At 70.7% G+C, this 20,448-nt stretch carries 22 protein-coding genes; 18 read left to right on the top strand and 4 right to left on the bottom strand.

Annotation, left to right across the window (positions count from 1 at the left end):
* Positions 1–13: 13 nt before the first annotated feature.
* Positions 14–1,591 carry a hypothetical protein gene (locus tag BMY89_RS20090; protein WP_092381579.1) on the top strand — a complete coding sequence of 526 codons (1,578 nt, stop codon included), beginning with the start codon at positions 14–16 and terminating at the stop codon, positions 1,589–1,591.
* Here the strand turns inward: BMY89_RS20090 and BMY89_RS20085 are convergent.
* Both BMY89_RS20085 and BMY89_RS20080 read right to left on the bottom strand, forming a co-directional pair.
* Positions 1,558–2,595, bottom strand: a complete 1,038-nt coding sequence (locus tag BMY89_RS20085; RefSeq protein ID WP_198414050.1) for a LysR family transcriptional regulator — start codon at positions 2,593–2,595, stop codon at positions 1,558–1,560. The genes BMY89_RS20090 and BMY89_RS20085 overlap by 34 nt on opposite strands.
* 475 nt (positions 2,596–3,070) lie before the next feature.
* The gene (locus BMY89_RS20080) at positions 3,071–3,346 is read right to left on the bottom strand and encodes a sensor histidine kinase (RefSeq protein ID WP_092381577.1); all 276 of its coding nucleotides are present in this window, start codon (positions 3,344–3,346) and stop codon (positions 3,071–3,073) included.
* Between BMY89_RS20080 and BMY89_RS20075 the strand changes: the two genes are divergently transcribed.
* Together BMY89_RS20075 and BMY89_RS20070 are read left to right on the top strand one after the other, a co-directional pair.
* A complete protein-coding gene (locus BMY89_RS20075) occupies positions 3,333–3,896 on the top strand; it encodes an AMP-binding enzyme (RefSeq protein ID WP_232521435.1) in 564 nt (187 codons plus the stop codon). The two genes, BMY89_RS20080 and BMY89_RS20075, sit on opposite strands and share 14 nt — an antisense overlap.
* Before the next feature lie 165 nt (positions 3,897–4,061).
* The gene (locus tag BMY89_RS20070) at positions 4,062–5,270 is read left to right on the top strand and encodes an RNA polymerase sigma factor (protein WP_269766876.1); all 1,209 of its coding nucleotides are present in this window, start codon (positions 4,062–4,064) and stop codon (positions 5,268–5,270) included.
* 22 nt (positions 5,271–5,292) lie between these two features.
* Here the strand turns inward: BMY89_RS20070 and BMY89_RS20065 are convergent, their stop codons facing one another.
* Positions 5,293–5,652, bottom strand: a complete 360-nt coding sequence (locus BMY89_RS20065; RefSeq protein ID WP_092381574.1) for a YciI family protein — start codon at positions 5,650–5,652, stop codon at positions 5,293–5,295.
* 263 nt (positions 5,653–5,915) lie between these two features.
* Between BMY89_RS20065 and BMY89_RS20060 the strand changes: the two genes are divergently transcribed.
* The 10 genes from BMY89_RS20060 (at position 5,916) to BMY89_RS20015 (ending at position 17,348) form a co-directional block, all read left to right on the top strand.
* Positions 5,916–6,884 (top strand): ATP-binding protein, encoded by a 969-nt coding sequence (locus BMY89_RS20060; protein WP_092381800.1) that lies wholly within the window; start codon positions 5,916–5,918, stop codon positions 6,882–6,884.
* Between the two features lie 238 nt (positions 6,885–7,122).
* Positions 7,123–7,755 (top strand): choice-of-anchor M domain-containing protein, encoded by a 633-nt coding sequence (locus tag BMY89_RS20055; protein WP_092381573.1) that lies wholly within the window; start codon positions 7,123–7,125, stop codon positions 7,753–7,755.
* A gap of 29 nt (positions 7,756–7,784) precedes the next feature.
* On the top strand, positions 7,785–8,441 hold the full coding sequence (locus tag BMY89_RS20050; RefSeq protein WP_092381572.1) for a choice-of-anchor M domain-containing protein: 657 nt from the start codon (positions 7,785–7,787) through the stop codon (positions 8,439–8,441).
* A 155-nt stretch (positions 8,442–8,596) separates the two neighbouring features.
* On the top strand, positions 8,597–10,174 hold the full coding sequence (locus BMY89_RS20045; protein WP_372433268.1) for an anchored repeat ABC transporter, substrate-binding protein: 1,578 nt from the start codon (positions 8,597–8,599) through the stop codon (positions 10,172–10,174).
* A 29-nt stretch (positions 10,175–10,203) separates the two neighbouring features.
* Complete coding sequence (locus tag BMY89_RS20040; RefSeq protein ID WP_092381799.1) at positions 10,204–11,151, top strand: choice-of-anchor M domain-containing protein; 948 nt, start codon at positions 10,204–10,206, stop codon at positions 11,149–11,151.
* Positions 11,148–11,891 (top strand): anchored repeat-type ABC transporter ATP-binding subunit, encoded by a 744-nt coding sequence (locus BMY89_RS20035; RefSeq protein ID WP_092381570.1) that lies wholly within the window; start codon positions 11,148–11,150, stop codon positions 11,889–11,891. The genes BMY89_RS20040 and BMY89_RS20035 overlap by 4 nt, the downstream gene beginning before the upstream one ends.
* Positions 11,891–12,817, top strand: a complete 927-nt coding sequence (locus tag BMY89_RS20030; RefSeq protein ID WP_092381569.1) for an anchored repeat-type ABC transporter permease subunit — start codon at positions 11,891–11,893, stop codon at positions 12,815–12,817. The genes BMY89_RS20035 and BMY89_RS20030 overlap by 1 nt, the downstream gene beginning before the upstream one ends.
* A gap of 91 nt (positions 12,818–12,908) precedes the next feature.
* On the top strand, positions 12,909–14,378 hold the full coding sequence (locus BMY89_RS20025; RefSeq protein ID WP_092381568.1) for a choice-of-anchor M domain-containing protein: 1,470 nt from the start codon (positions 12,909–12,911) through the stop codon (positions 14,376–14,378).
* 80 nt (positions 14,379–14,458) lie between these two features.
* Positions 14,459–15,601 (top strand): WxL protein peptidoglycan domain-containing protein, encoded by a 1,143-nt coding sequence (locus tag BMY89_RS20020; protein WP_092381567.1) that lies wholly within the window; start codon positions 14,459–14,461, stop codon positions 15,599–15,601.
* A 22-nt stretch (positions 15,602–15,623) separates the two neighbouring features.
* Positions 15,624–17,348: a TIGR03773 family transporter-associated surface protein gene (locus BMY89_RS20015; RefSeq protein WP_092381566.1), complete on the top strand. Its 1,725-nt coding sequence runs from the start codon at positions 15,624–15,626 to the stop codon at positions 17,346–17,348.
* Here BMY89_RS20015 and BMY89_RS20010 read toward each other — a convergent pair.
* Positions 17,267–18,559, bottom strand: coding sequence for a CobW family GTP-binding protein (locus BMY89_RS20010; protein ID WP_092381565.1), 1,293 nt, complete (start codon positions 18,557–18,559; stop codon positions 17,267–17,269). The genes BMY89_RS20015 and BMY89_RS20010 overlap by 82 nt on opposite strands.
* Positions 18,560–18,604: 45 nt before the next feature.
* Here BMY89_RS20010 and BMY89_RS20005 point away from each other — a divergent pair, with 45 nt between their 5' ends.
* The 5 genes from BMY89_RS20005 to BMY89_RS19985 form a co-directional block, all read left to right on the top strand.
* Positions 18,605–19,114 (top strand): winged helix-turn-helix domain-containing protein, encoded by a 510-nt coding sequence (locus BMY89_RS20005; protein ID WP_092381564.1) that lies wholly within the window; start codon positions 18,605–18,607, stop codon positions 19,112–19,114.
* A 54-nt stretch (positions 19,115–19,168) separates the two neighbouring features.
* The gene (gene rpmB, locus BMY89_RS20000) at positions 19,169–19,405 is read left to right on the top strand and encodes a 50S ribosomal protein L28 (protein WP_092381563.1); all 237 of its coding nucleotides are present in this window, start codon (positions 19,169–19,171) and stop codon (positions 19,403–19,405) included.
* Positions 19,405–19,572 (top strand): 50S ribosomal protein L33, encoded by a 168-nt coding sequence (gene rpmG, locus BMY89_RS19995; protein ID WP_013287204.1) that lies wholly within the window; start codon positions 19,405–19,407, stop codon positions 19,570–19,572. Before rpmB ends, rpmG begins: the two co-directional genes overlap by 1 nt.
* 1 nt (position 19,573) lies before the next feature.
* Positions 19,574–19,879 (top strand): 30S ribosomal protein S14, encoded by a 306-nt coding sequence (rpsN, locus tag BMY89_RS19990; RefSeq protein WP_092381562.1) that lies wholly within the window; start codon positions 19,574–19,576, stop codon positions 19,877–19,879.
* A 254-nt stretch (positions 19,880–20,133) separates the two neighbouring features.
* Positions 20,134–20,448, top strand: a 315-nt coding sequence (locus BMY89_RS19985) for a helix-turn-helix domain-containing protein (protein ID WP_232521469.1), incomplete at its 3' end; no start/stop codon positions are given.

Below are 20,448 nucleotides of genomic sequence, written 5' to 3'. Positions count from 1 at the left end.
GCATCATGGATGGATGGGTGCGATGGCGGCCGACGACATCGGGTGGCTGGCCAGCCATGCCTGGTGGCCGGTGGGCTGGCTCGCGACCGCATGGGCGGGGCGGGGTGCCGGCGGCCCGCTGTCCGGCCCGGCGGCCCGGATCCACCTCGGCACGCTGGTTGACACGCTGTTTGAGGGCCGTGACCCGGCCGCCCGCTGGCAGGCCGGGCGCAAGCTCGGGCGGCTGTGGCGGAGGAGCCCCGAGCACCGGGAGCGGATCTGGCAGTACGTGTGGGACAGGTACCACGATCAGGCGTCGGACGACCCCCGGATCGACATGTCGCCCGCTCTCGCGCGGTTTCTCCTCGGCCCCGATCCGGACACCCGGCACGTGCCACCAGTCCGCCTGGTGGCCAACATGTCCTCGCCCGAGGGGGAGTACGTCGCGGAGCAGGTCGTGGCCCTGACGCAGTCGGCCAGCGACCCGCGGGTCCGGGCCCGCATCACCGACCTGCTGGCCCGCACCGACGAGCCGCACCTGCTGACCGCGCTTGAGCGCGCGTTCGTCGCCGCGCTGACGGGCGCTCGGTCGACGTTCTCCGGTGGCAGGCTGGCCAACATCGGGGTGCGGCCGCTGTGGGAGGACGACGGCCACACCCCGACGGCCCTGCTGACGCTTCTGCTCGGCAATCGGCATCTGCCCCGTCCACCCGATCCCGATACCCCCGCGCTCCTGGCGATCCTCATGGTGCTGCGCGGGCGGCCCGATCTGGTGAACCGGTTCGACCAGCGGAACCTGGTCAAAGGACTGCTGTACCACCTGATCGGGCATGACCACCGGAACGCACGCGCCCGCCAGATCGCGTGGAACCTGCTGCACGGCGTGGGGCCGGGTCCGGCCCGGGAGGAGATCTGCCGCCTGGCCATGGGCATCGACACGGTCTCGACGGCGATCGGTGTCCTCGCCGAAGCGACTCGGATCGCCGCCTGCGCCGGCTACCTGCCCGCCGATCCGGCCAAGGAGCCGCTGTTCCTGGTGCTGACCCGCCAGTGGGAGCGGGTGCGCGCCGTCGATCCCGACGGGCGACGGCTGCGCGAGTACGGCCTCGGCGCCGGTGACGAGGCCGAACTGGCCTGGCGCACCGACAACCTGCTGCGGGTCTTGGACGAGGTGGGGGTGCCGGACGACGTGCGGGCGGCGTGCCGACCGACCCTGCGTGACATCGCTGCCGGGCGGCAGGCGCAGACGGTGTGCCGGGAGGCGGCGAACGGGAGCCGGACCGCCGTCGAGGTGGTGGTGGAGACCGGGCTCGTCCCCGCGGACGAACGCTGGACACCCGTGTTCCTGTTCCTGACCCGGCAGTGGGACCGGTACGACGCGATCGATCCGGACGGCCGGCGCCTGCGCGCGTACGCCGACAGGCTCCCGCCGGAGAGCCACGAGCGCGACCGTCTCCGCGAGGCGGCCGCTGCCGGCGGCCGGCCGGCGCCCTGCGAACCGGCCCTGCCGTACTGGGCCACCGGACCGTCGTACGGCTCCGGCATATCAGGGTCTGGCGGGTACACCGACGCAGGCGGTCACAGCGGCGGCGGCTTCTCCGTCCACATCTGACCGGTCGCCCCGCGCGTGGTGACGCTGTCCGCGCTCGACCTCGTAGGTGAGGACGCGGTCCGGTGACGGTCGGCCTCAGGCGCAGAGCCCTCTTCGGGCTGCTCTGGATTACTCGGTCGGTCGAGCCCGTAGGTCTTGCGCTGCAGCACCGAACGTGCCGCATGCAGTAGGGCGGTGAGCAGCGGATTATCAGAATTGGGGAGCCAGGCCAGGGCTGCGGTGGAGTGTGGAAGGTCGATGACGTCAACGTAGGCGACGCCACGGCGCGAGTAGTCCCGGCGAGCCTCGGCAGGCAGGAAGGCGATGGCCTGGCCACGGGCGACGGCCGACAGCAACGCGTCCATGTCACCAGCCACGGGCCCGTAGCGGACAGGGCTGCCGTCCGGGCGGGGGTTGACCGTCCAGAAGTCCCACCACGCCCGCAACTCGGGGATCGGAACGTCGACCACCAGGTGGTCGGAGAGGTCGGCCAGGGTCAGTGGCGCCCGGTCCACCAGCGGATCATCGGCGGGGAGACAGGCGACGCGAGGCTCAGTTGACAGATGGAGGCCCCGGAAACCAGCAGGCAGCGGTGGACGTAGGAACGCGGCGTCGATCTCTCCACGTGGCAGCGCGTGGACCTGCTCGACGAGGTTGACCGAACGGATCTCGACGTCAACGCCGGGATGCCGGGCAGACAGTTCGGCAAGGATGTCGATGACGTAGGGCATGAACGCCTCGCCACCGATGGCGCCGACTCTCAGGCAGCCGTGCAGTCGTCGGGCGTGAACATCGGCGACTGCCTGTAGGTCGGCCATCGCCGTGACCAGGCGACGGGCCTGGGGCACCAGCGCGCGTCCCGCCTCGGTGAGGTCGATCTGACGGGAGGAGCGTTGCACCAGGTCGACTCCCAGCCGATCCTCCAGCGCCCGGATCTGCTGGCTGAGTGTGGGCTGCGTCAGGAAGGCGCGCTGGGCGGCGCGGCCGAAGTGGAGTTCCTCCGCAAGTATCAGAAAAAGCCGCATTTGACGCAGGCTTGGCTCCAGGCGCCGTCGCTCAGGAACGGATCGAACCATAGCCAAAAGACTATCAAATCGCGGCAAAAGCAAATCGTTTGTTCGTTGATCTCTCCGGCTGTCTCCCGGCAGGATTGAGCAGCGGATATTCCATCATATGTATGGAAAGGATGGTGCTGGTCAGGGGAATCGAGCGGATGAGCGCGAGTTCCTGCCGATCGGGGGATCGCCGCCCGGTCGACAACGGGCGGGGCTGAATGCAGGGACTCACGGGCCGTACGTCGACGACCCGATGTTGCCGCGGTCTGCCGTAACACCACTCCATCCACGCCGGAAACCCGCCACTGCCCGGACACCCGTGCCTTTCCTGCTGGCCGCGACGAGGCGATCGGCAGCGGCAGTCGGCCGGCGCAGTGGCGGGCACCGGCATCCGCCCGCCTTCGACCAGGCGATCGAGCGGACGGACGAGGCGAGCCGCGGTGGATCAGCGGGCCGCCGACCGACCCAGCAGGCGCTTGACCAGCGAGGCGTCACCCGGGCCGGTGCTCGATCGCGTCGTCGGAAGGCGCACCGTGAAGCGCGCTCCACGGTCCGGATGGCCGGTCGCCGCTATCGTGCCGTGGTGACTCGTGACGACCTCCCGCAGCAGGGCCAGCCCCAGTCCGAAGCGGCGGTCTCCGGCACCCTTGCCGCGATGGAACCGGTCGAAGATGCGCTCGGCGTCCGCCTGGTCGAAGCCTTCCCCGGTGTCCGCGATCACGAGTTCGGCGCAGCCGTCGCCGGCCGTAGGGTCACCTCGATCCGGCCTCCGGCGGGAGTATGGGTCAGCGCGTTCGCGAGCAGCTCGCGTCGCAGGTAGTGGACGTAGGTGTCCACAATCGACGCCGCCGCAGGCCGGCGCCTACTGGGCGGACCCGGCCGAGACCGCCGATGTCTTCGTCGACGGCTGGGTTCGCACCCGTGACCTGGCCCGGCTGGACGCCGACGGCTACCTGCACCTGATCGGCCGGGTACGGGACGTCATCATCGTCAACGCCAACCTGGTGTACGCCGGCCCGATCGAACGCGCCCTCGCCGCCGACCCCGCAGTCGCCGAGGCGTACGTGGTCGGCCGGCCCGATGACGTCACCGGAGAGGCGGTGCACGCGTATCTGGTGCCGGCTGACGGCCACTCGCCGGATGCCGTACGGCTGCGGGCGCGGGTGGTGGCGGCGCTGGGGGAGGCCGCTGCCCCGAAGACGATCCAGCAGATCGATCGGGTCCCGGTGGGGCCGAGCGGTAAGCCGGACAAGCGCGCCCTGGCAGTCTGACGGCAAGAACTTGCTGGTCTGCGTGGGACACGCGCCACCGGCCGCCCCAGTGGCGCCACCGGGGCGAGCGCGTGTGGCCCGGCCGAGCATCCCGACCGACTCGTCTGGCAGCTCGCGCAGGGGGGGACGGGACGCCTCGGTCCCGCCGTGTTGCACCCTGGTGCGGTGGGTGACGTGGCGGAGCTGTTGGACGGGATCTGGCGGACGGACGCGGCGGGCATGCTCGGCGCGCTCAGCCGTCGGCTCGGCGACTTCGACCTGGCCGAAGAGGCGTTGTCGGAGGCGCTGGCCGAGGCGCTCAAGCGCTGGCCCGACGAGGGTGTGCCGGAGAGCCCCACCGGGTGGCTGGTCACCACGGGCTGGCGCAAGGCGCTGGACCGGCTGCGCCGGGACGCCGTCGGCCGGGAGAAGGTGGCCCGGGTGGCCGCGCAACCGCCGCCGGAGCCGGGCGTGGACGATCGGCTGGCCCTGGTGTTCGCGTGCTGCCACCCGGACCTGGCCGAGCCGGCCCGGGTGGCACTGACGCTCTACGCCGCCAGCGGCCTGAGCACCGCCGAGATCGCCGCCGCGTTTCTGGTGCCGCTGCCGACGATGGCGCAGCGGCTCTCCCGGGCCAAGCGGCAGCTGCGGGAACGCGGCATCCGGTTCGAGGTGCCACAACCGCATGAGTACGCCGACCGGCTACCCGCCGTGCTCGCGGTGATCTACCTGGTGTTCAACGAGGGGTATCTGTCCAGCGGCCGGTCCGGCCAGCGGCGCGAGCTGGCCCGCGAGGGGGTCGAGTTGGCGCGCCAGCTCGCCGAGCTGCTGCCCCGTGAGCCGGAGGCCGCCGGCCTGGCAGCGTTGCTGGAGCTGCACCACGCCCGCGCCGACGCGCGGTTCGACTCGTGGGGCCGCATCGTGCTGCTCGACCAACAGGACCGGCGGCTGTGGGACAGGGCGGCGATCGAGCGGGCGGCGCTGCGGCTGCGGGCTGCGGTGCGCCAGGGCCGGACCGGGCCGTACCAGCTGCAGGCCGGCATCGCCGCGCTGCACGCCCTGGCCGCCACGTACGAGGCCACCAACTGGGACGAGGTGCGGGCGCTGTACGACCGGCTGTACGCGTTGGACCCGTCGCCGGTTGTGCTGCTGAACCGGTCAGTGGCCACGCGGTTCGCGGTGGGCCCTACCTCGGCGCTGGACGAGGTCGACGGGCTCTCCGACCGGCTTGCCAATTACCACCTGTGGCATGCTGCCCGGGCTGAACTGTTGGCCACCCTCGACCGTGTGGCCGAGGCGCTGACGGCGGCGGAGCGGGCCCTGGAGCTGGCGACGAACCCGGCCGAACGGGAGCTGATGTCGCGTCGGGTGGGCGAGCTGAGGCGCCGGCTGTGAGACCGGCGCCCCTGCCTCACCGCTATTCGCGGCTCATCACGGGACGGACCTCCAGTGCGCTCATCCCGGCGGCGAGTGGCCAGGTGGCCGCGATCCGCGCGGCCTCGTCGATGTCGTCGCACTCCAGCATGACGATCGCGCCGATGACCTCCTTGAGCTCCAGGTACGGCCCGTCAGTGATCACCGGCTGGCCGTCCGCGCCGGCACGTACCGTCTTTGCCGTCTCCTGCGGCTGCAGTTCGGCGCCGCCGTCGGCGATCTTGCCGGTCGGCTGCCACCGCTCGTACCACTCGTAGACCTGCTTCATCACGTCCTGCTCGTCGGCCGGCGACAGCGCGGTCCACTCGCGGTCGTCGCCGCAGATCAACATCGCGTACCTCATCGTTGCTCCTCATGGTTGGCAGCGTGCGTCGTCCGGGTGACGAACGGCCGGTACCGGTCTTCGACAGGTTCCACCAGATTCCTTGCTCAAGTGTCGACGGCTAGCGGCTCCAGCGTGACGCGACGTGGCGGCGTGTGCTCGACCACGTGCTGGGCAAACTGGAGACGGCCGATCGGCGGGTTCGGCGGCGGCCGGGCGGAACGGTCCGTTACCATGCCGACTATGGAAACGGTTACCATTAGCGACGGCTTGGGGTGGCGGCGATGAAGGTCGCATTCGTCGGCAAGGGCGGCAGCGGGAAGACCACCCTCGCCGCGTTGTTCGCCCGTCACCTCGCCGGCGAGGCCCGGCCGGTGCTGGCTGTCGACGCCGACATCAACCAGCACCTCGCGGTGGCCCTCGGTGGACCGGCGCACGCCGCGACGACGGCGACGTCGCTGGGTGAGCACCTGCCGGCGATCAAGGAATACCTGCGCGGCGACAATCCCCGCATCGGGTCGGCGGCCGAGATGGTGAAGACCACCCCGCCCGGTCGGGGCTCCCGGTTGTTGCGGGTGGTGGAGGAGAACCCGATCTACGCGGCCTGCGTGCGGGACGTGGGCGGGGTGCGGATGGCGGTGACCGGCGAGTTCGCTGCCGAGGATCTTGGCGTCTCCTGCTACCACTCGAAGGTCGGGGCCGTCGAGCTGCTGCTCAATCACCTGCTCGACGGTCCGGGTGAGTATGTGGTGGTGGACATGACCGCGGGCGCCGATTCGTTCGCGTCGGGGTTGTTCACCCGCTTCGACCGCACCTTCCTGGTGTGCGAGCCGACCGTGCGCAGCCTCAGCGTCTATCGCCAGTACGCCGGCTACGCCCGCGACTACGGGGTCGCGCTGTCGGTTATCGGCAACAAGGTGGAGGACGCCACCGACGTGGAGTTCCTTCGCGAGCACGTCGGCGCGGATCTGCTGGGTTGGCTGGGCCGTTCGGCGTACGTGCGGCGGGCCGAACGCGGCACGGTCGGGCCGCTCGAAGAGTTGGAGGAGGTCAACCGGGCCGTGCTCGGACGGTTGACCGACGCCGTCGACGACACTGCGCAGGATTGGGCGGCGTTCACCCGGCTGGCCCACGAGTTCCACCGGCGCAACGCCGAGGCGTGGGCCAACGACCGGGCCGGTGTCGACCTCACCGCGCAGATCGACCCGGAGTTCCGGATGGAGGCCGCGGCGGCCGTCACGGCCACCGTCTGACCGCACCCGGAGCGGGGCGTCCGCAGGCACCAAGCGAGGGACCATGGCTGAATCCGGCCATGGTCCCTCGTTTGTGGGCTGCCTGATCGAACCGGAGGCGGTGCGCTCTATCCACGGTAGATGAAAACGAATACCATTACGCCTAAGTGGCCCGCCAGGGGTCACTGGGAGAGGAGTCTGTCTCGTGTTGACCGCAACCCGCCGTCGTGCCACAGGTGCGCTGGCGGCCGGTGCCGCGATGATCGCGGCACTCGTTGTTCCTGCCGCGCCCGCGCAGGCCCACGGCGTGACCGTGCCGGTGGTTATCTCTGCCGGCCACGTCGACGTGATCGAAGTGGAGTACGAGGACGGCGAACTCGAACTCGCCGTGCACGACGACACCGTCGATCCCGGCGCACACCGGCACCACTCCGACGTCATCTTCGTCGTCAAGCCGGAGGCCAGGACCACGGTGCCCAGCGATCCCGCTTTCAGCTTCCTGGGCAGTGCCGGCTCCCCGGTGTGGGTTCTGCCGCAGGTGCAGAACGAGGACCTGATCTGGGCCGGCATCGCCACCGAAGAACTGGAGGAGGGCGTCTTCGAGGGTGACTCGGTCGACCTGACGGTGCAGCAGTTGATCAGCGCCCCCAGTTCGGGGCGGGTGGCCATCTACACCGAGAACCTGTTCGGCCTGCCGACGGTGCTGGCCAACAGCCGTGACGGCCTGCCGGACGTCGTGGACCTGCCGGTCGGCGACCACCTGCACGCCAACTGGGCCTTCAGCAAGGCCGGTGTCTATCTGCTGAAGGTCAAGGCCAGCGCGACCCTGGCCGGCACCGCCACCGTCGTCGAGTCCGACTCGGTCCAGCTGCGCTTCGTCGTCCTGCCCTGATGGCCGGGCGACAGATAGGAGGATCGGCGATGCGGAGCACCCGTACCCGTGGCTGGCTCGCCGGTGCCACGTCGGCGCTGTTGGCGGGAGCGCTGTCGCTCACGGCTGCCACGCCGGCAACGGCTGCTGTCATCGAGCTGACCAGCGGGCATGTCGACGTCATCGACGTCAACCACGCCGCCGGTGGTCCGATCGTGGTCAGTGTCCGCGACGACACCGGTGCCACGCCGGTGGAGCGCGATCCGTCCACCGTGGTGTTCAGGGTCGGGTCCACGGCGTACACGGCGGTGCCGTCGGGTTCGGCCTGGTCGTTCCTCGGCAGCGGCGGTCACGCGTACGTCCTGCCGCAGACCAGCACCGCCGGGCTGCTCTGGGCCGGCTGGAACACCACCGAGGTGGCCAGCGGTGCCCTACAGAACAACCGGGTGGTGTTCCGGCTGACCAACGTGCAGGGGCCCGGCGGGTTCAGCATCTTCACCGCCTCGGGTGGCACTCCGACCGTGCTCTTCGACAGCGGTGACGGGCTGCCGGACAGCCTGAACGTCAACCGCAACGTGCACGCCCACGTCAACTGGGGCTTCGACGTGGCGGGCACCTACGTGGCGACCTTCCAGGTGAGCGGAGTGCGGGCCGCCAACGGGCAGACCGTGAGCACCACCGGGCAGTTCACCTTCCAGGTCGGTTGATTCGTCGTACGCCCCGTCCGTGCCGCGCCCGGCCCGCATCGCCCGCGGGCCGGGCGCGGCCGTTTCGTCGCCCGGCCGACACGTAAACCACATGATAACCATTACCGATAACGTGGTAGCCTGCTGCTTCCGCGATCCTCGGAGGGGGCAGAACCGTGCGTCACGCGCGTTGGCTGGTCGTACTGCTCGTGCTCGGCGTCGGGCTGGCCGGGTGTGCCCGCCCCGACGTGCTCAGCGATCGTGACGGACGCATCCAGGTCGTGACGACGACGGGGATCCTGCGGGACCTGGTGCGAAACGTGGGCGGCGACCGGGTCGTGACCAGCTCGCTGGTGCCCGACGGTGCTGACCCGCACGCGTACGAGCCGTCCCTGCGCGACGTGCGCAACGTGGTGTACGCCGATGTCGCCTTCAGCAACTACATGCTGCTGGAGGAGCACGCCGTCATCAAGGCGCTGGACGCCAACCTGCGTGACGGCGTGCCGAACGTCTCGCTCGCCGAAGGCGCGGTCAAGTACGCGGCCGAGATCATCCCGCTGGTGGAGAACGTCGCGCTGGACGCCATCTGGCTCGGCATGCGGGTACGCGGCACCGGTGCCGACTACGGCGCCAGCCGTGCCTCGGATGTCCTGCTCAGCGGGACAGCGGTGACCGGGCCCGGTGCCATGGCGGCCTACCTGACCGAGTCATTCGGCAGACCGACCTTCTATCTCAACTCGGCCGACGGCTTCGAGGCGGCCAACGGCTACCGGGACGACACCGCCACCCTGCCGCCCGACGCGCACACGCACATGAGTTGGGCGTTCGCCGAGCCCGGCGTGTACCGGCTGAGCATGGTGGCGCACCTTGCGGTCACCCCTGACACCCGGCCCGTACCCCTGGGGGAGCAGACCTTCACCTTCGCCGTCGGGGTGGATCCGCACAGCGTGCCCGACATGCCTGGTGCCACGGTCCTGCGCTCCGGCCACGCCGATCTGACCGTCGACCTGGACGCTGTCGTACGCGACGAGCCCGCCATCTACCTGCTGGACGATCCGCACGGCGATGGCGACGGACACCAGCGGATCCACGACCCGTCCCGCACCGTGATCGAGGTGCCGAACAAGGCGCTCGCCGAGGTGCCGACCGACCGCGCGTTCCGCTTTCTCGGTCGGCCCGGAACCCAGATCCACCAACTTCCGCAGGCGGTGCTCGGCAAGCACGTGCACGGCGAGATCGACCCGCACCTGTGGCAGAACGTCCGGAACGCCATCTCCTACGTGGAGCTGATCAGGGACACCCTGATCCGCGTGGACCCGGCCGGCGCCAGGCAGTACCGGGCCAACGCGACCGGGTACGTCGCGGAGCTGGAGGCTCTCGACGGGTACGTGCGGGACACCGTCGCGCAGATCCCGCCCAGCCGCCGGCACCTGATCACCACCCACGATGCGTTCGGTTACCTCGGTGCCGCGTACGACGTGCAGATCTCCGGCTTCGTCACGCCGCACCCGGCCGCCGAACCGAGCCTCGCCGACCGTCGTCGGCTCACCGACACGATCCGCAACCTCCAGGTGCCGGCGGTCTTCCTGGAGCCCAACCTCCGGGCCCGGTCGTCGACCCTGACCGAGGTGGCCAGGTCCCTCGATGTGCGGGTCTGCGAGATCTACGGCGACACCCTCGACGACCGGGCCGCCACCTACGTCCAGATGATGCGCTTCAACGCCGATTCGCTGCGGAACTGCCTGGCGATATGAAGGAGGTACAGGTGAGAGTTCTCCGGCTGATGACGGTGATCCCGATGCTGGTGCTGCTCGGGCCAGCTGGCGCCGCTGCGCAGGCCGGTGTCGCGCGGGTCGGTGTCGCGCAGGCCGGTCAGCCGGCGTCGCCGGACCCGGCTCTGAGCCAGTCGATCGCCCCCGACCAGCCGGTCGCGGCCGGCCCTGCGGAGCTCTCCGCAGGTCACGTCGACATCGGGCCACGGTACGTGGACGGGCAGTGGACGCTGCTCATCCACGACGACGCGGCCGAGCCGGTGTGGCGTGATCCCGACCGGACCGTGCTGCGGGTCACCGAGGCGGCGGTCCAGACGGTTCCCGACGACCCGGCGTACGGATTCCTCGGTGTCTCCGCCGGCGCACCGGTGTACGTGGTGCCGCAGGTCCAACAGGCCGACGTGGTGTGGGTGGGCTGGAACACGCAGGACCCGCAGGTGATGCAGACCATCGATCGTGGGGTGACCCTCGAACTGGCCGGGGTCGAAGGGCCGGGCACGGTGACCATGTACGTCCAGGCCGGCACCTTCAGCGCCCCGCAGGTGTTGTGGCGTTCCACGGAGCCACCGGGCCAGTCGATGTGGGTGGAGGTCAACACCCACACGCACGCCAACTGGGTGTTCACCGAGCCGGGTGTCTACCTGGTCGCGGTCCGGGCGAGCGCCGACCTGATCAGCGGCGAGCAGGTGTCGGCGGTCCGGCACCTGCGGTTCGCGGTCGGCGGCGCGGCCACCACCGACGCGGCGTTGGCCGCGCAGCCACGGCCGGTGGAGGCGACGTCGGCGGCGGCGGAGACTGGCGACGACGCTGGGTCCGCAGGCGGCCCCAGCGGGTGGCTGGTGGCGGGGCTGGCGGTGGCCGCGACCGGTCTGGCTGTCGCGCTGGTCGTGGTGCTGCTGCGCGGGCGTGCCGCCCGTCGCCGTGCCGAGCAGGAGCGCAGCACGGGAGCGGCGAGATGAGCGCACTGGTGGTGGAGGGCCTCGACGTCGATCTCGGTGGCCGCCCGGTGCTCCGCGACGTGCGGCTTCGGGTCGATCATGGCGAGCTGGTGGGGCTGGTCGGGCCGAACGGTGCCGGGAAGACGACCCTGCTGCGCTCGGTACTTGCCCTGATCCGGTCGCGCTCCGGACGGGTGCTGGTCGCCGGAGTGCCGAGCCGACCCGGCCGGTCGGCGGTCGGGTACGTGCCGCAGCGGCACGAGTTCGCCTGGGAGTTCCCCGTCTCGGTGGAGCAGGCCGTGCTCAGCGGCCGTACCGGGCGGATCGGGTTGCTGCGCCGTCCGGGGGTGGCCGACTGGCGTGCGGCAGCCGAGGCGATCGATCGCGTGCGCCTCGGTGACCTGCGCGGCCGGCCGGTCGGTGAACTCTCCGGCGGGCAGCGGCAACGGGTGCTGGTAGCCCGGGCGCTCGCGCTGGAGCCGGAGTTGCTGTTGCTCGACGAGCCGTTCACCGGGCTGGACCTGCCCACCCAGGAGTTGCTCGGTGACCTGTTCACCGGGCTCGCGGCAGAGGGAAAGGCGCTGCTGATGACCACCCATGACCTGATCGGTGCGATGTCCTCCTGCACCCGACTGATCCTGCTCAACCAGCGGGTGGTCGCCGAGGGTACGCCCGCGGAGCTGCGTGACCCCCAGGTGTGGATCCGCACCTTCGGGGTCAGCGAGCGTTCTCCGTTGCTACGGATCGTCCAGGCCGGCTGATGTCGATCACCGATTTCCTCGCCGACCTGCTCAACCCCGATCTGGCCTTCCTGCCCAAGGCGCTGGCGATCGCCGTGATGTCCAGTGTGGTCTGCGGGGTGGTCGGCTGCTACGTGGTGCTGCGCGGGATGGCGTTCATCGGCGACGCGGTCGCCCACGCGGTCTTCCCGGGCCTGGCGGTCGCCTTCGTTCTACAGGGCAGTCTGGTGCTGGGCGGCGCGGTCGCCGGCATCGCGACGGCGTTGTTGATCGCCGTGTTCGCCCAGCACCGCCGGGTCAAGGAGGACTCGCTCATCGGGGTGTTCTTCGTGGCCGCGTTCGCACTCGGCATCGTGATCATCTCGCGGGCGCCCGGCTATGCCGGATCGTTGCAACAGTTCCTCTTCGGCTCGATCACCGGCATCCCGGATCGGGATCTCTACACCGTCGGATTCACCGGACTGACGATCCTGGCGGTGGTGTTCCTGCTGCACAAGGAGTTGGTGGCGGTCTGCCTGGACCGGGAGATGGCCCGCTCGATCGGGCTGCGGGTGTTCTGGCTGGACATTGCGCTCTACGTGCTGGTCACGCTCGCCGTGGTGATCTCGCTGCAGACGATCGGGAACATCCTGGTGCTCGCGTTGCTGATCACCCCTGCCGCCGCCGCGCGGCTGCTGACCGACCGGCTGGCGGTGATGATGCTGCTCGCGCCGGTGATCGGTGGCGGATCCGCGTTGGTGGGCCTCTACCTGTCGTGGAGCTACGACCTGCCGGTCGGCGGCACCATCGTGCTGGTGGCCACCGCGGTGTTCCTGCTGGCCTGGCTCTTCGCGCCCCGACACGGCCAGGTGCTGCGCCGCTGGCGCGAATCGCGGGCGCGGGTCGGCGCCGAAGCGTCGCAGGTCACACCGGCACCGGTAGAGGTGCCCGAACGGGTGATGGGTTAATGAAAACGACTTCCGTTACCGTGTGGCGGAATCAATGCCACGTCTACCGACTCCGCGCCGGGCACCAGTTCGGCGCGGTAGGGGAGGAACGATGAGAACACCAGGTGTCCGCGGCCTTGCGGCCCTGATCGGCGGGGCGGTGATCGCCGCCGGAGTGCTCGGGGCGCCGCCCGCCGCCGCCGCTGCCGAGAAGGTGGTGTTGAGCAAGGGACACACCGACGCCGTCGACGTTCACTACGCGGACGGGCAGTTGTCCCTGAAGGTGCACGACGACACGGTCAGCCCGTCCGTGACCCGGGACCCGGCGGACGTGATCTTCCAGGTGCTGCCCGAGGCGGCCATGCCGGTTCCCGATGATCCGCGCTTCGCCTTCCTCGGGCCAGCCGGATCCCAGGTCTGGCTGCTGCCGCTCACCCAGAACCAGAACCTGCTCTGGCCGGGATGGAACACCACCACCCTCGGCTCCGGCGTGTTCACCGGTGATCGCGTCAAGCTCAGCCTCGTCGACGCCACCGGCCCGGGTGCGGTGTCGGTGTTCACCCAGGACACCTTCGGCAGTCCGCTGATCAAGTTCCGCAGCGACGACGGCCTGCCGGATGCCATCGACGTACCGGTGCGTACCCACGCCCACGCCAACTGGGCGTTCAGTGCCGAAGGCGCCTACACGCTGACCTTCCAGGTCGACGCCACGCGTACCGACGGCACCACGGTCAGCACCGGACCGGTGGCGTACTCCTTCGTCGTCGGCGAACTCGCCGGCACCGGGCCGCAGACCACCCTGACGATCGGCGGCATGGCCGAGGAGTACCAGGCGGGCGACACCGTCACGCTGCACGCGGTGCAGACACCGCAGACCGAACTGGACCACTACCACTGGTTCAGCCGGTGCGCCGGCTCCGACACGTTCGCGATCATCCCGGGGGAGGCCGGAGCCACCTACACCTTCACCGCCACCCGCGAGCTCAACGCCTGCGAGTACCAGGTGCGGCTCTACGACGAGGACCACAACACGGTCGCTACCAGCGAGGGAGCGTGGCTCTGGGTCGCCTTCCCGCCGACGGACCCGGGGACCTCGCAGACCATCACCGCCTCCATCGACCCGACCCAGGGCTCCTTGGTGATCAGTGTCGACCCGGACGATCGTGCCGTCGTCCTGCCGGCGGCTCAGCTGGCCGGCGCGGGTGACCGGTGGGAGAGCAGCGGCTCCCTGCGCCCGGTCACCGTCACCGACACCCGCGCCGGATCTCCCGGCTGGAGCGCCTCCGGCCAGGTGCCGGAGGACTTCACCAGCGCCGCCGGCGCGACCTTCAGCGCCGGGTACCTGGGCTGGACGCCGCAGGTCGTGAACCAGTCCGCCGGCCAGGGCGTGGTCGCCGGTTCGCCGGTCGAACCGTCCGCCGCTGGCGCCGGCGGTGGCCTGGTCAACAGTGTGGTGCTGGGGTCCGCACCGGATGGTGTCGGCCGAGGCACCGCGACCCTCTCGGCCGGCCTGAAGCTGCACCTGCCGACCGAGACCGCACCTGGCACCTACACCGCGACGCTCACCCTGACCGCAATCTGACGATGAGACACGGACAGGCTGGGCGCAGGCTCCGCCTCGATCGCCCAGCCTGTCCCACCACCTTCGAACGGAACACTCGAATGCGTACGCCCGCCGCTCTCGCCGTCGTGCTCGCCCTCGCGGCCGGATCAGTCCCTCCCGCGGCTCCCGCCCTGGCAGCCCCGGCGCCGGCCCCCACGGCTCCCGCCGACGCGGCCCCGCTCACCTGGGGAGTCGCTCCGTCGAGCCGCAAAGGCCCGGACGGACGGCCCGCCTTCGAGTACAAGCTCGGCCCGGGTGCCACCCTGACCGACTACGTGGCGGTCACCAACCACTCCGACCGTCCGATCACCCTCGACCTGTACGCCAGCGACGCGTTCACCACCGCGCAGGGCGGATTCGACCTGCTGGCCGCCGCCAAGAAGCCGGTCGACGTCGGCGCCTGGGTCACCTTCAAGACGCGGACCTTCACCGTGCCGTCGACGTCCCGACTGGACGTGCCGTTCACCCTGGCGGTACCGCGCAACGCCACCCCCGGCGACCATCCGGGCGGCATCGTGGCGTCGCTGGCCGCGACCGGCACGGATGACGAGGGAAACCAGGTCGCTGTCGACCATCGGGTGGGCGCGCGGGTGTACCTGCGGGTCACCGGTGAGCTGCAACCGGCCCTCGACGTCGAGAACCTGACCGTGACGCACGACGGCACCTGGCATCCGCTGCGCGGTGGCACCGTCACCGCCGAGCTCACCGTGCGCAACACCGGCAACCTCCGGCTGACCGGTCGACCGGAACTCACCGTCACCGGTCCCTTCGGGGTGGCCCGACGGCTCGGAGTCGGCGAGCCCCTGCCGGAGATCCTGCCCGGCAGCAGCTACCGGACCAGCGTTCGCATCGACGGCGTACCGCCGCTGTTCCGGCTGCAGGCCACGCTCGTCGTCGAGCCGGGACCGGTGACGGACGAGGTGCTCGACCCGCCCCCGCAGACGGTGACCCAGCGGGTCGGGCTCTGGGCGCTGCCCTGGTCTCAACTGGCCATCCTGCTGCTCGTCGCGGCCGCCAGCTGGTTGACCGTCGCCCGTCGCCGTCGCCGACGGCGACGCGCGGCACAGCAACTCGAACGCGCCGTGGCCGCCGCGCGAGAGCAGGGCCGCGCCGAGGCCGCCGAGGACGGAAAGCCACTGCCCCCGCCCGCCCCTCGGGACCCCGCCGACGCCGGCGGCAACACCATCCACGCCACCGACTGAACCCGCCAAGGAAGAGGAGCGAATGATCACGCTGCGTCAGGCAGTAACCGCAAGAGCCACGGTGGCCGGGCGTCGGATCGCCGTGACCGTCGCCGCGTCGGCGCTGGCCGGGCTGGTGGCCGCCGCGGTGCCCGCGGTGGCCGCACCGCCGCCAGACGGCGGTGCGGGGGCCCGGTTCGACGCGGCCGGTGCCGACCTCGTGTCCATCACGCTTCGGGACGGGAAGCTTTACCTGCGGGCCCGCGAGGCGGCGGCCGACGGCCAGCCGGTCGACCGGGTGGAACCCGCCGGGAGGCTGTTGGGGCCGGACGGCGGGGCGGCCGTCCGGGTGCCCGACCACCCCGCGTTCGAGTTCCTCGGCACGCCAGGACGCCCGATGTGGGCGCTCACCGCCGGCGACACGGAATTCACCTCGCTGGACACGACGGGGGTACGTCGGGCCGAGGTGCGCGCCGGGGTGGTCGAGTTGTCCCTCGGTACGGTGGACGGGCCGGGTGACTTCGTCGCGTACACGCTCGCCGGCCTGGGTGCGCCCACCCCGCTGTTCGGCACCGTGGACGGATCACCGCGCCGCGCCGAGCTGCCGGCGTCGACCCGCACCGGTGCCCTGGTCTGGTTGTTCGGCGCGGCGGGCGACTACTCGGTGCCACTGACCGCCACGGCGACGCTTGCCGACGGTACGCGGGCGAGCAGCGATGCCGTCTATCGCGTACGGGTGCCGGAGTTCGGCACGCCGGTGGACGCGGATGTCCCTGCTCCGGCGCCGCAGCCGGCACCGATGCGGGAGGTGGAGCGACCCGCCACGGCCGCGCGGCAATCCGCTGGCGCGTCGCTGACACCGTCGGCGGCGCAACCACTGCTCGCCGCGCCGGCCGAGAAGCTGAACACCGCGGCCAGCTCGGGACGCGTGGTGATCGATGACGGGCATGTCGACATGGGCCCGCAGCTGGACGGCTCCGACTGGACGATCCGCCTCAAGGACGACACGGTGACGCCAGCGGTCTGGCGGAATCTCGCTGACGTGGTGCTGCACGTCATGGACAACGCCAAGACCACCGTGCCAGACGGAGCCGACTTCCTGGGATCGCCCGGTGATCCGGTGTGGCTGCTGGCACAGGCGCAGCAGTCCGGCATCGTGTGGCCGGGTTGGAACACCCAGCATCCGTCCGTCGTCTCAGGTATCCGTGGTTCGGTGAGATGGACGTTCGCCGGCGCCGAGGGGCCGGGCCGCTTCACCCTTTTCCTCACCGGATCGTTCGGTGCCGCCGAGGTCCTCTTCGACTCCACCAAGGACACGCCGCAGCGGCTGGACATCCCGGCGAACACGCATGCCCACGGCAACTGGGCGTTCAGCGCGCCCGGCCTCTACCGGCTGTCGTTCGAGATGAGCGCCACCACCACGGCGGGCGCCGAGGTGACGGACACCAGAACCGTGACGTTCGCGGTCGGCGAGGCCACCGATCCGAGCACCGGCTTCGGCCCCGGGTCGGGCAGCGGTGGCAACGGATCGGGCAGTGGTGGCAACGGCTCGGGTAACGGAAATCTGCCGCGTACCGGCTCGTCCTGGCGGGTACCTGCCCTGGGCGTCGGGTTCGTCCTCGTCGGGGCCCTGGTGCTGGTGCTGCTGCGGGCCCGCCGGCAGGTAGGCGGGGTGGATGTCGGGCTTCATGCGGGGTCTCCTTCAGTTGCCTCAGGGTCTTGGTGGGTCGCGGCGAGCGGGAAGCAGCCGCCGAACGGGTCGTCGTAGGTGCGCCAGACGTCCTCGCCGTCGGCGAGTTCGGCGTCGGTGAGCAGGCAGGCGGCGAGGGCGCGGTGCAGGTCGACCGGATCGAGGTCCAGGCCGATGAAGACCAGGTGCTGGTGGCGGTCGCCGTAGTAGGGGTCCCAGTCCATCGCGGCGGCCAGCCGGCGGTGGTCGGAGACCTCGTCCCAGTAGCGGTCGGGCAACGCGGCGAGCCAGCGCCCGAGTGATCCCATGGCCAGACCGCCGCCGGCGAAGTCCCAGGCGATGACGGTCTCCGGCTGGCTGGCCAGCCAGAGGTGGCCGCGGGAGCGGATCACCTCGGCGTTCACCTCCTCGAGCGCGGCATGTAGCCGTTGCGGGTGTAAGGGGCGGCGGGCCCGGAAGACCGCCGAGACGATCCCGCAGTCCGGCTGCGGCTCGTGCACGCCGAGCAGATGCCCTTCGAGACCTCGGACGAGTACGCCCGGGGTCTCCGGGCGGTACCGCCGTGTGTCGCGGAGTTGCTGGGCCAGTGCGTACGCGTCGACGACATCGTCAGCGATGTGGATCTGGGTCGCCCATGGCGTCATGCGGGCGAGGAGCACCGCCAGCCGGTCGGTGTCGTAGCTGCCGTCGGGGGAGTGTCCCCACAGGACGAGGGTGTCGGCGTACTCGATCTGTCGGACGATGACGTCGGCGAGTGACCGGTCGTCGTCGTCGGCGGCGTGGATGCCGAGGGCCCTCAGGTCGTCGGTGCTGGCCAGGCCGTCGAGGAGATGCTCGGCGTCGACCACGGTGGCGTACGAGTCGATGTGCAGCAGCTCGGTGATCGGCGCGCCGTCGACGAGGCAGTGGGCGCAGGCCGCGGCGACCGCCTCCGGTTCGACCACCTCGGGCAACATCAGCACGATGTCGCGGCCGGGTTGGGTGCGGACCAGTCGGGCGAGGGTGGGCAGGACGTCCTCGCGCAGGGTGCAGGAGACGCAGCCGTGGGCGAGGCAGACCCGTTCGTCCTCCAGCACGCCCGCACCGTCGCGGACCACCCGGTGCACGGCGCCGTTGCGCAGCTCGGCGAGATCATGCCGGACCAGCAACAGCGCCGGGTCCGCGGCGAGCAGGGCGCGGGCGACGGCGTACGTCGCCGCGGGCCAGAAGCCGCTGAGCACGGTCAACGACGGGCGAGCGACCTGATCCGCGGCGGCCTGGCCGGCCGAAGCGACAGATGACGTCGACATCACAGTCCTCTCGACTCTACTGAAAACGATTGTCATTATAGGCAGGTGATCCTTGACGAGGTGGAGCGAGGGCCCCGGGCATCCGCCGACGTGGTGACCGTCGACGACGACGGGCTCGTGGTGAGTGTTCGGGTGCGGCTGGGTCCGGACGGCGGCCATGGCGATCTGGAGCGCCTGCTACGTCTGGTCGATCGCCTGGCGGCGGGTGACGTGGACGGTGCCGGTGGCCCGGACGCCCTGCGGGTGTCGCCGCGGGCGCGGGTGGTCTACCGGGGTGGCCGGGAGGTCGTGCTGACCCGGCGTGAGTTCGACCTGCTGTGGCATCTGGTGGCGCATCCACGCCAGGTGTTCAGCCGAACGCAGTTGCTCGAATGCGTCTGGGGCCACACCTTCACCAGCGCTCGGAACGTCGACGTGCAGGTGCGGAGGGTGCGGGTCAAGATCGGCACCGACCTGCCGCTGATCCGGACCGTGCATGGAGTCGGGTACTCGCTCGGGGCCGACGTGCCGGTGCGGATCGTGGATGACCCGCCCGGCGGCCGACGGAATCACTGAGGTATAAAGGAAACGATTGTCATTAGCATTCAGTTCGTCCTCCAAGGAGCAGCCATGTCCCGACGTTGTGACGTGACCGGCGCGAAGCCGAGTTTCGGCAACGCCGTGTCGCACTCCCACCGGCGCACCCGCCGCCGGTGGAACCCGAACCTGCAGAGTCACCGTTACTGGCTGCCCGCGGAGCGCCGGTGGATCCGCCTGACCTTGACGGCCAAGGCGTTGAAGACCGTGGACCGCAAGGGCATCGAGAAGGTCGTCGCCGACCTGCGTACCAAGGGAGTGAGATTCTGATGGCCCGGCAGACCGACGTTCGTCCGATCGTCCGGCTGCGCAGCACCGCTGGCACCGGCTACACGTACGTGACCCGGAAGAACCGCCGCAACGATCCGGATCGGTTGGTGCTACGCAAGTACGACCCGGTCGTGCGTCGGCACGTCGAGTTCCGCGAGGCGCGCTGAGATGGCGCGTAAGAGCCTGGGCAATCGGCAGGCCCGCCGGGCGCAACTGGTGGCTCGGCACGGGCAGCGCCGCGCCGAGTTGAAGCGGACCATCGCGCACCCGGCCACCGATCCCGTCGACCGGGACGACGCGGTGCGGCAGCTGTCCGCACTTCCCCGCGACTCCAGCCCGGTACGACTACGCAACCGCGACATGGTCGACGGGAGGCCCCGTGGCATGCTCACCCGGTTCGGACTGTCCCGGGTGCGCTTCCGGGCGATGGCGCTACGCGGCGAGTTGCCCGGCGTCCGCAAGGCGTCCCGGTAGCCGGAATCGGGTGCTTGACCCTCGCCCTGGTCGAGCCCTCAGGATCGTCGGGCCAGCCAGTTCGCGATCAGCGGGAGTGATGATGGTTCCACCCGTCGCACTGCCGGCGGACGCGTACGGCGAGCAGTTCCGGACGGCCATCACCGAGGGTCTTCGGAGACTGAGGAAAGCCGCCTGAGCGATCGGCGCGGGTCGGTCCGGTCGGCGTGTCATGCGGCCTAAGGGACGTCTCGTAACTCCGTCGGACGTCCATGATGGATCATTTCGGGGTGCAGGTGATCTCGGCAGCCCGCCCGGAATGGATCTTCCCGTTCACCGGGCTGCAGCCCGTCCAGTTCCGCCGGCTGGTCAGGCTGGTCGCCGAACGCGGCGGTGACGCGATCGCCGATGGTCGACCGGGCCGGCAGTGGTCACTCGACCTTGCCGATCGGGTGCTGCTGGTCGCGGCGTACTGGCGGACGAACCTGACGATGAGGCAGATCGGTCCCCTGTTCGGGGTGTCGCACTCCGCCGCGCATCGGGTCATCGACACCCTCGGGCCGCTCCTCGCCTTGGCTCCGGTACGGCGG

It is taken from the genome of Micromonospora phaseoli (assembly GCF_900109115.1).
Classification (GTDB): Bacteria; Actinomycetota; Actinomycetes; order Mycobacteriales; family Micromonosporaceae; genus Micromonospora; species Micromonospora phaseoli.
This window is presented reverse-complemented; position numbering and strand designations above follow the sequence as displayed.

Bases quoted from the DNA above. Each gene is read 5' to 3' on its own strand.
- BMY89_RS20090 (WP_092381579.1), top strand. From the start codon at position 14: ATGGGTGCGATGGCGGCCGACGACATCGGGTGGCTGGCCAGCCATGCC.
- BMY89_RS20085 (WP_198414050.1), bottom strand. From the start codon at position 2,595: ATGCGGCTTTTTCTGATACTTGCGGAGGAACTCCACTTCGGCCGCGCC.
- BMY89_RS20065 (WP_092381574.1), bottom strand. From the start codon at position 5,652: ATGAGGTACGCGATGTTGATCTGCGGCGACGACCGCGAGTGGACCGCG.
- BMY89_RS20060 (WP_092381800.1), top strand. From the start codon at position 5,916: ATGAAGGTCGCATTCGTCGGCAAGGGCGGCAGCGGGAAGACCACCCTC.
- BMY89_RS20055 (WP_092381573.1), top strand. From the start codon at position 7,123: ATGATCGCGGCACTCGTTGTTCCTGCCGCGCCCGCGCAGGCCCACGGC.
- BMY89_RS20050 (WP_092381572.1), top strand. From the start codon at position 7,785: ATGCGGAGCACCCGTACCCGTGGCTGGCTCGCCGGTGCCACGTCGGCG.
- BMY89_RS20040 (WP_092381799.1), top strand. From the start codon at position 10,204: ATGACGGTGATCCCGATGCTGGTGCTGCTCGGGCCAGCTGGCGCCGCT.
- BMY89_RS20035 (WP_092381570.1), top strand. From the start codon at position 11,148: ATGAGCGCACTGGTGGTGGAGGGCCTCGACGTCGATCTCGGTGGCCGC.
- BMY89_RS20030 (WP_092381569.1), top strand. From the start codon at position 11,891: ATGTCGATCACCGATTTCCTCGCCGACCTGCTCAACCCCGATCTGGCC.
- BMY89_RS20025 (WP_092381568.1), top strand. From the start codon at position 12,909: ATGAGAACACCAGGTGTCCGCGGCCTTGCGGCCCTGATCGGCGGGGCG.
- BMY89_RS20020 (WP_092381567.1), top strand. From the start codon at position 14,459: ATGCGTACGCCCGCCGCTCTCGCCGTCGTGCTCGCCCTCGCGGCCGGA.
- BMY89_RS20015 (WP_092381566.1), top strand. From the start codon at position 15,624: ATGATCACGCTGCGTCAGGCAGTAACCGCAAGAGCCACGGTGGCCGGG.
- BMY89_RS20010 (WP_092381565.1), bottom strand. From the start codon at position 18,559: ATGTCGACGTCATCTGTCGCTTCGGCCGGCCAGGCCGCCGCGGATCAG.
- rpmB (WP_092381563.1), top strand. From the start codon at position 19,169: ATGTCCCGACGTTGTGACGTGACCGGCGCGAAGCCGAGTTTCGGCAAC.
- rpmG (WP_013287204.1), top strand. From the start codon at position 19,405: ATGGCCCGGCAGACCGACGTTCGTCCGATCGTCCGGCTGCGCAGCACC.
- rpsN (WP_092381562.1), top strand. From the start codon at position 19,574: ATGGCGCGTAAGAGCCTGGGCAATCGGCAGGCCCGCCGGGCGCAACTG.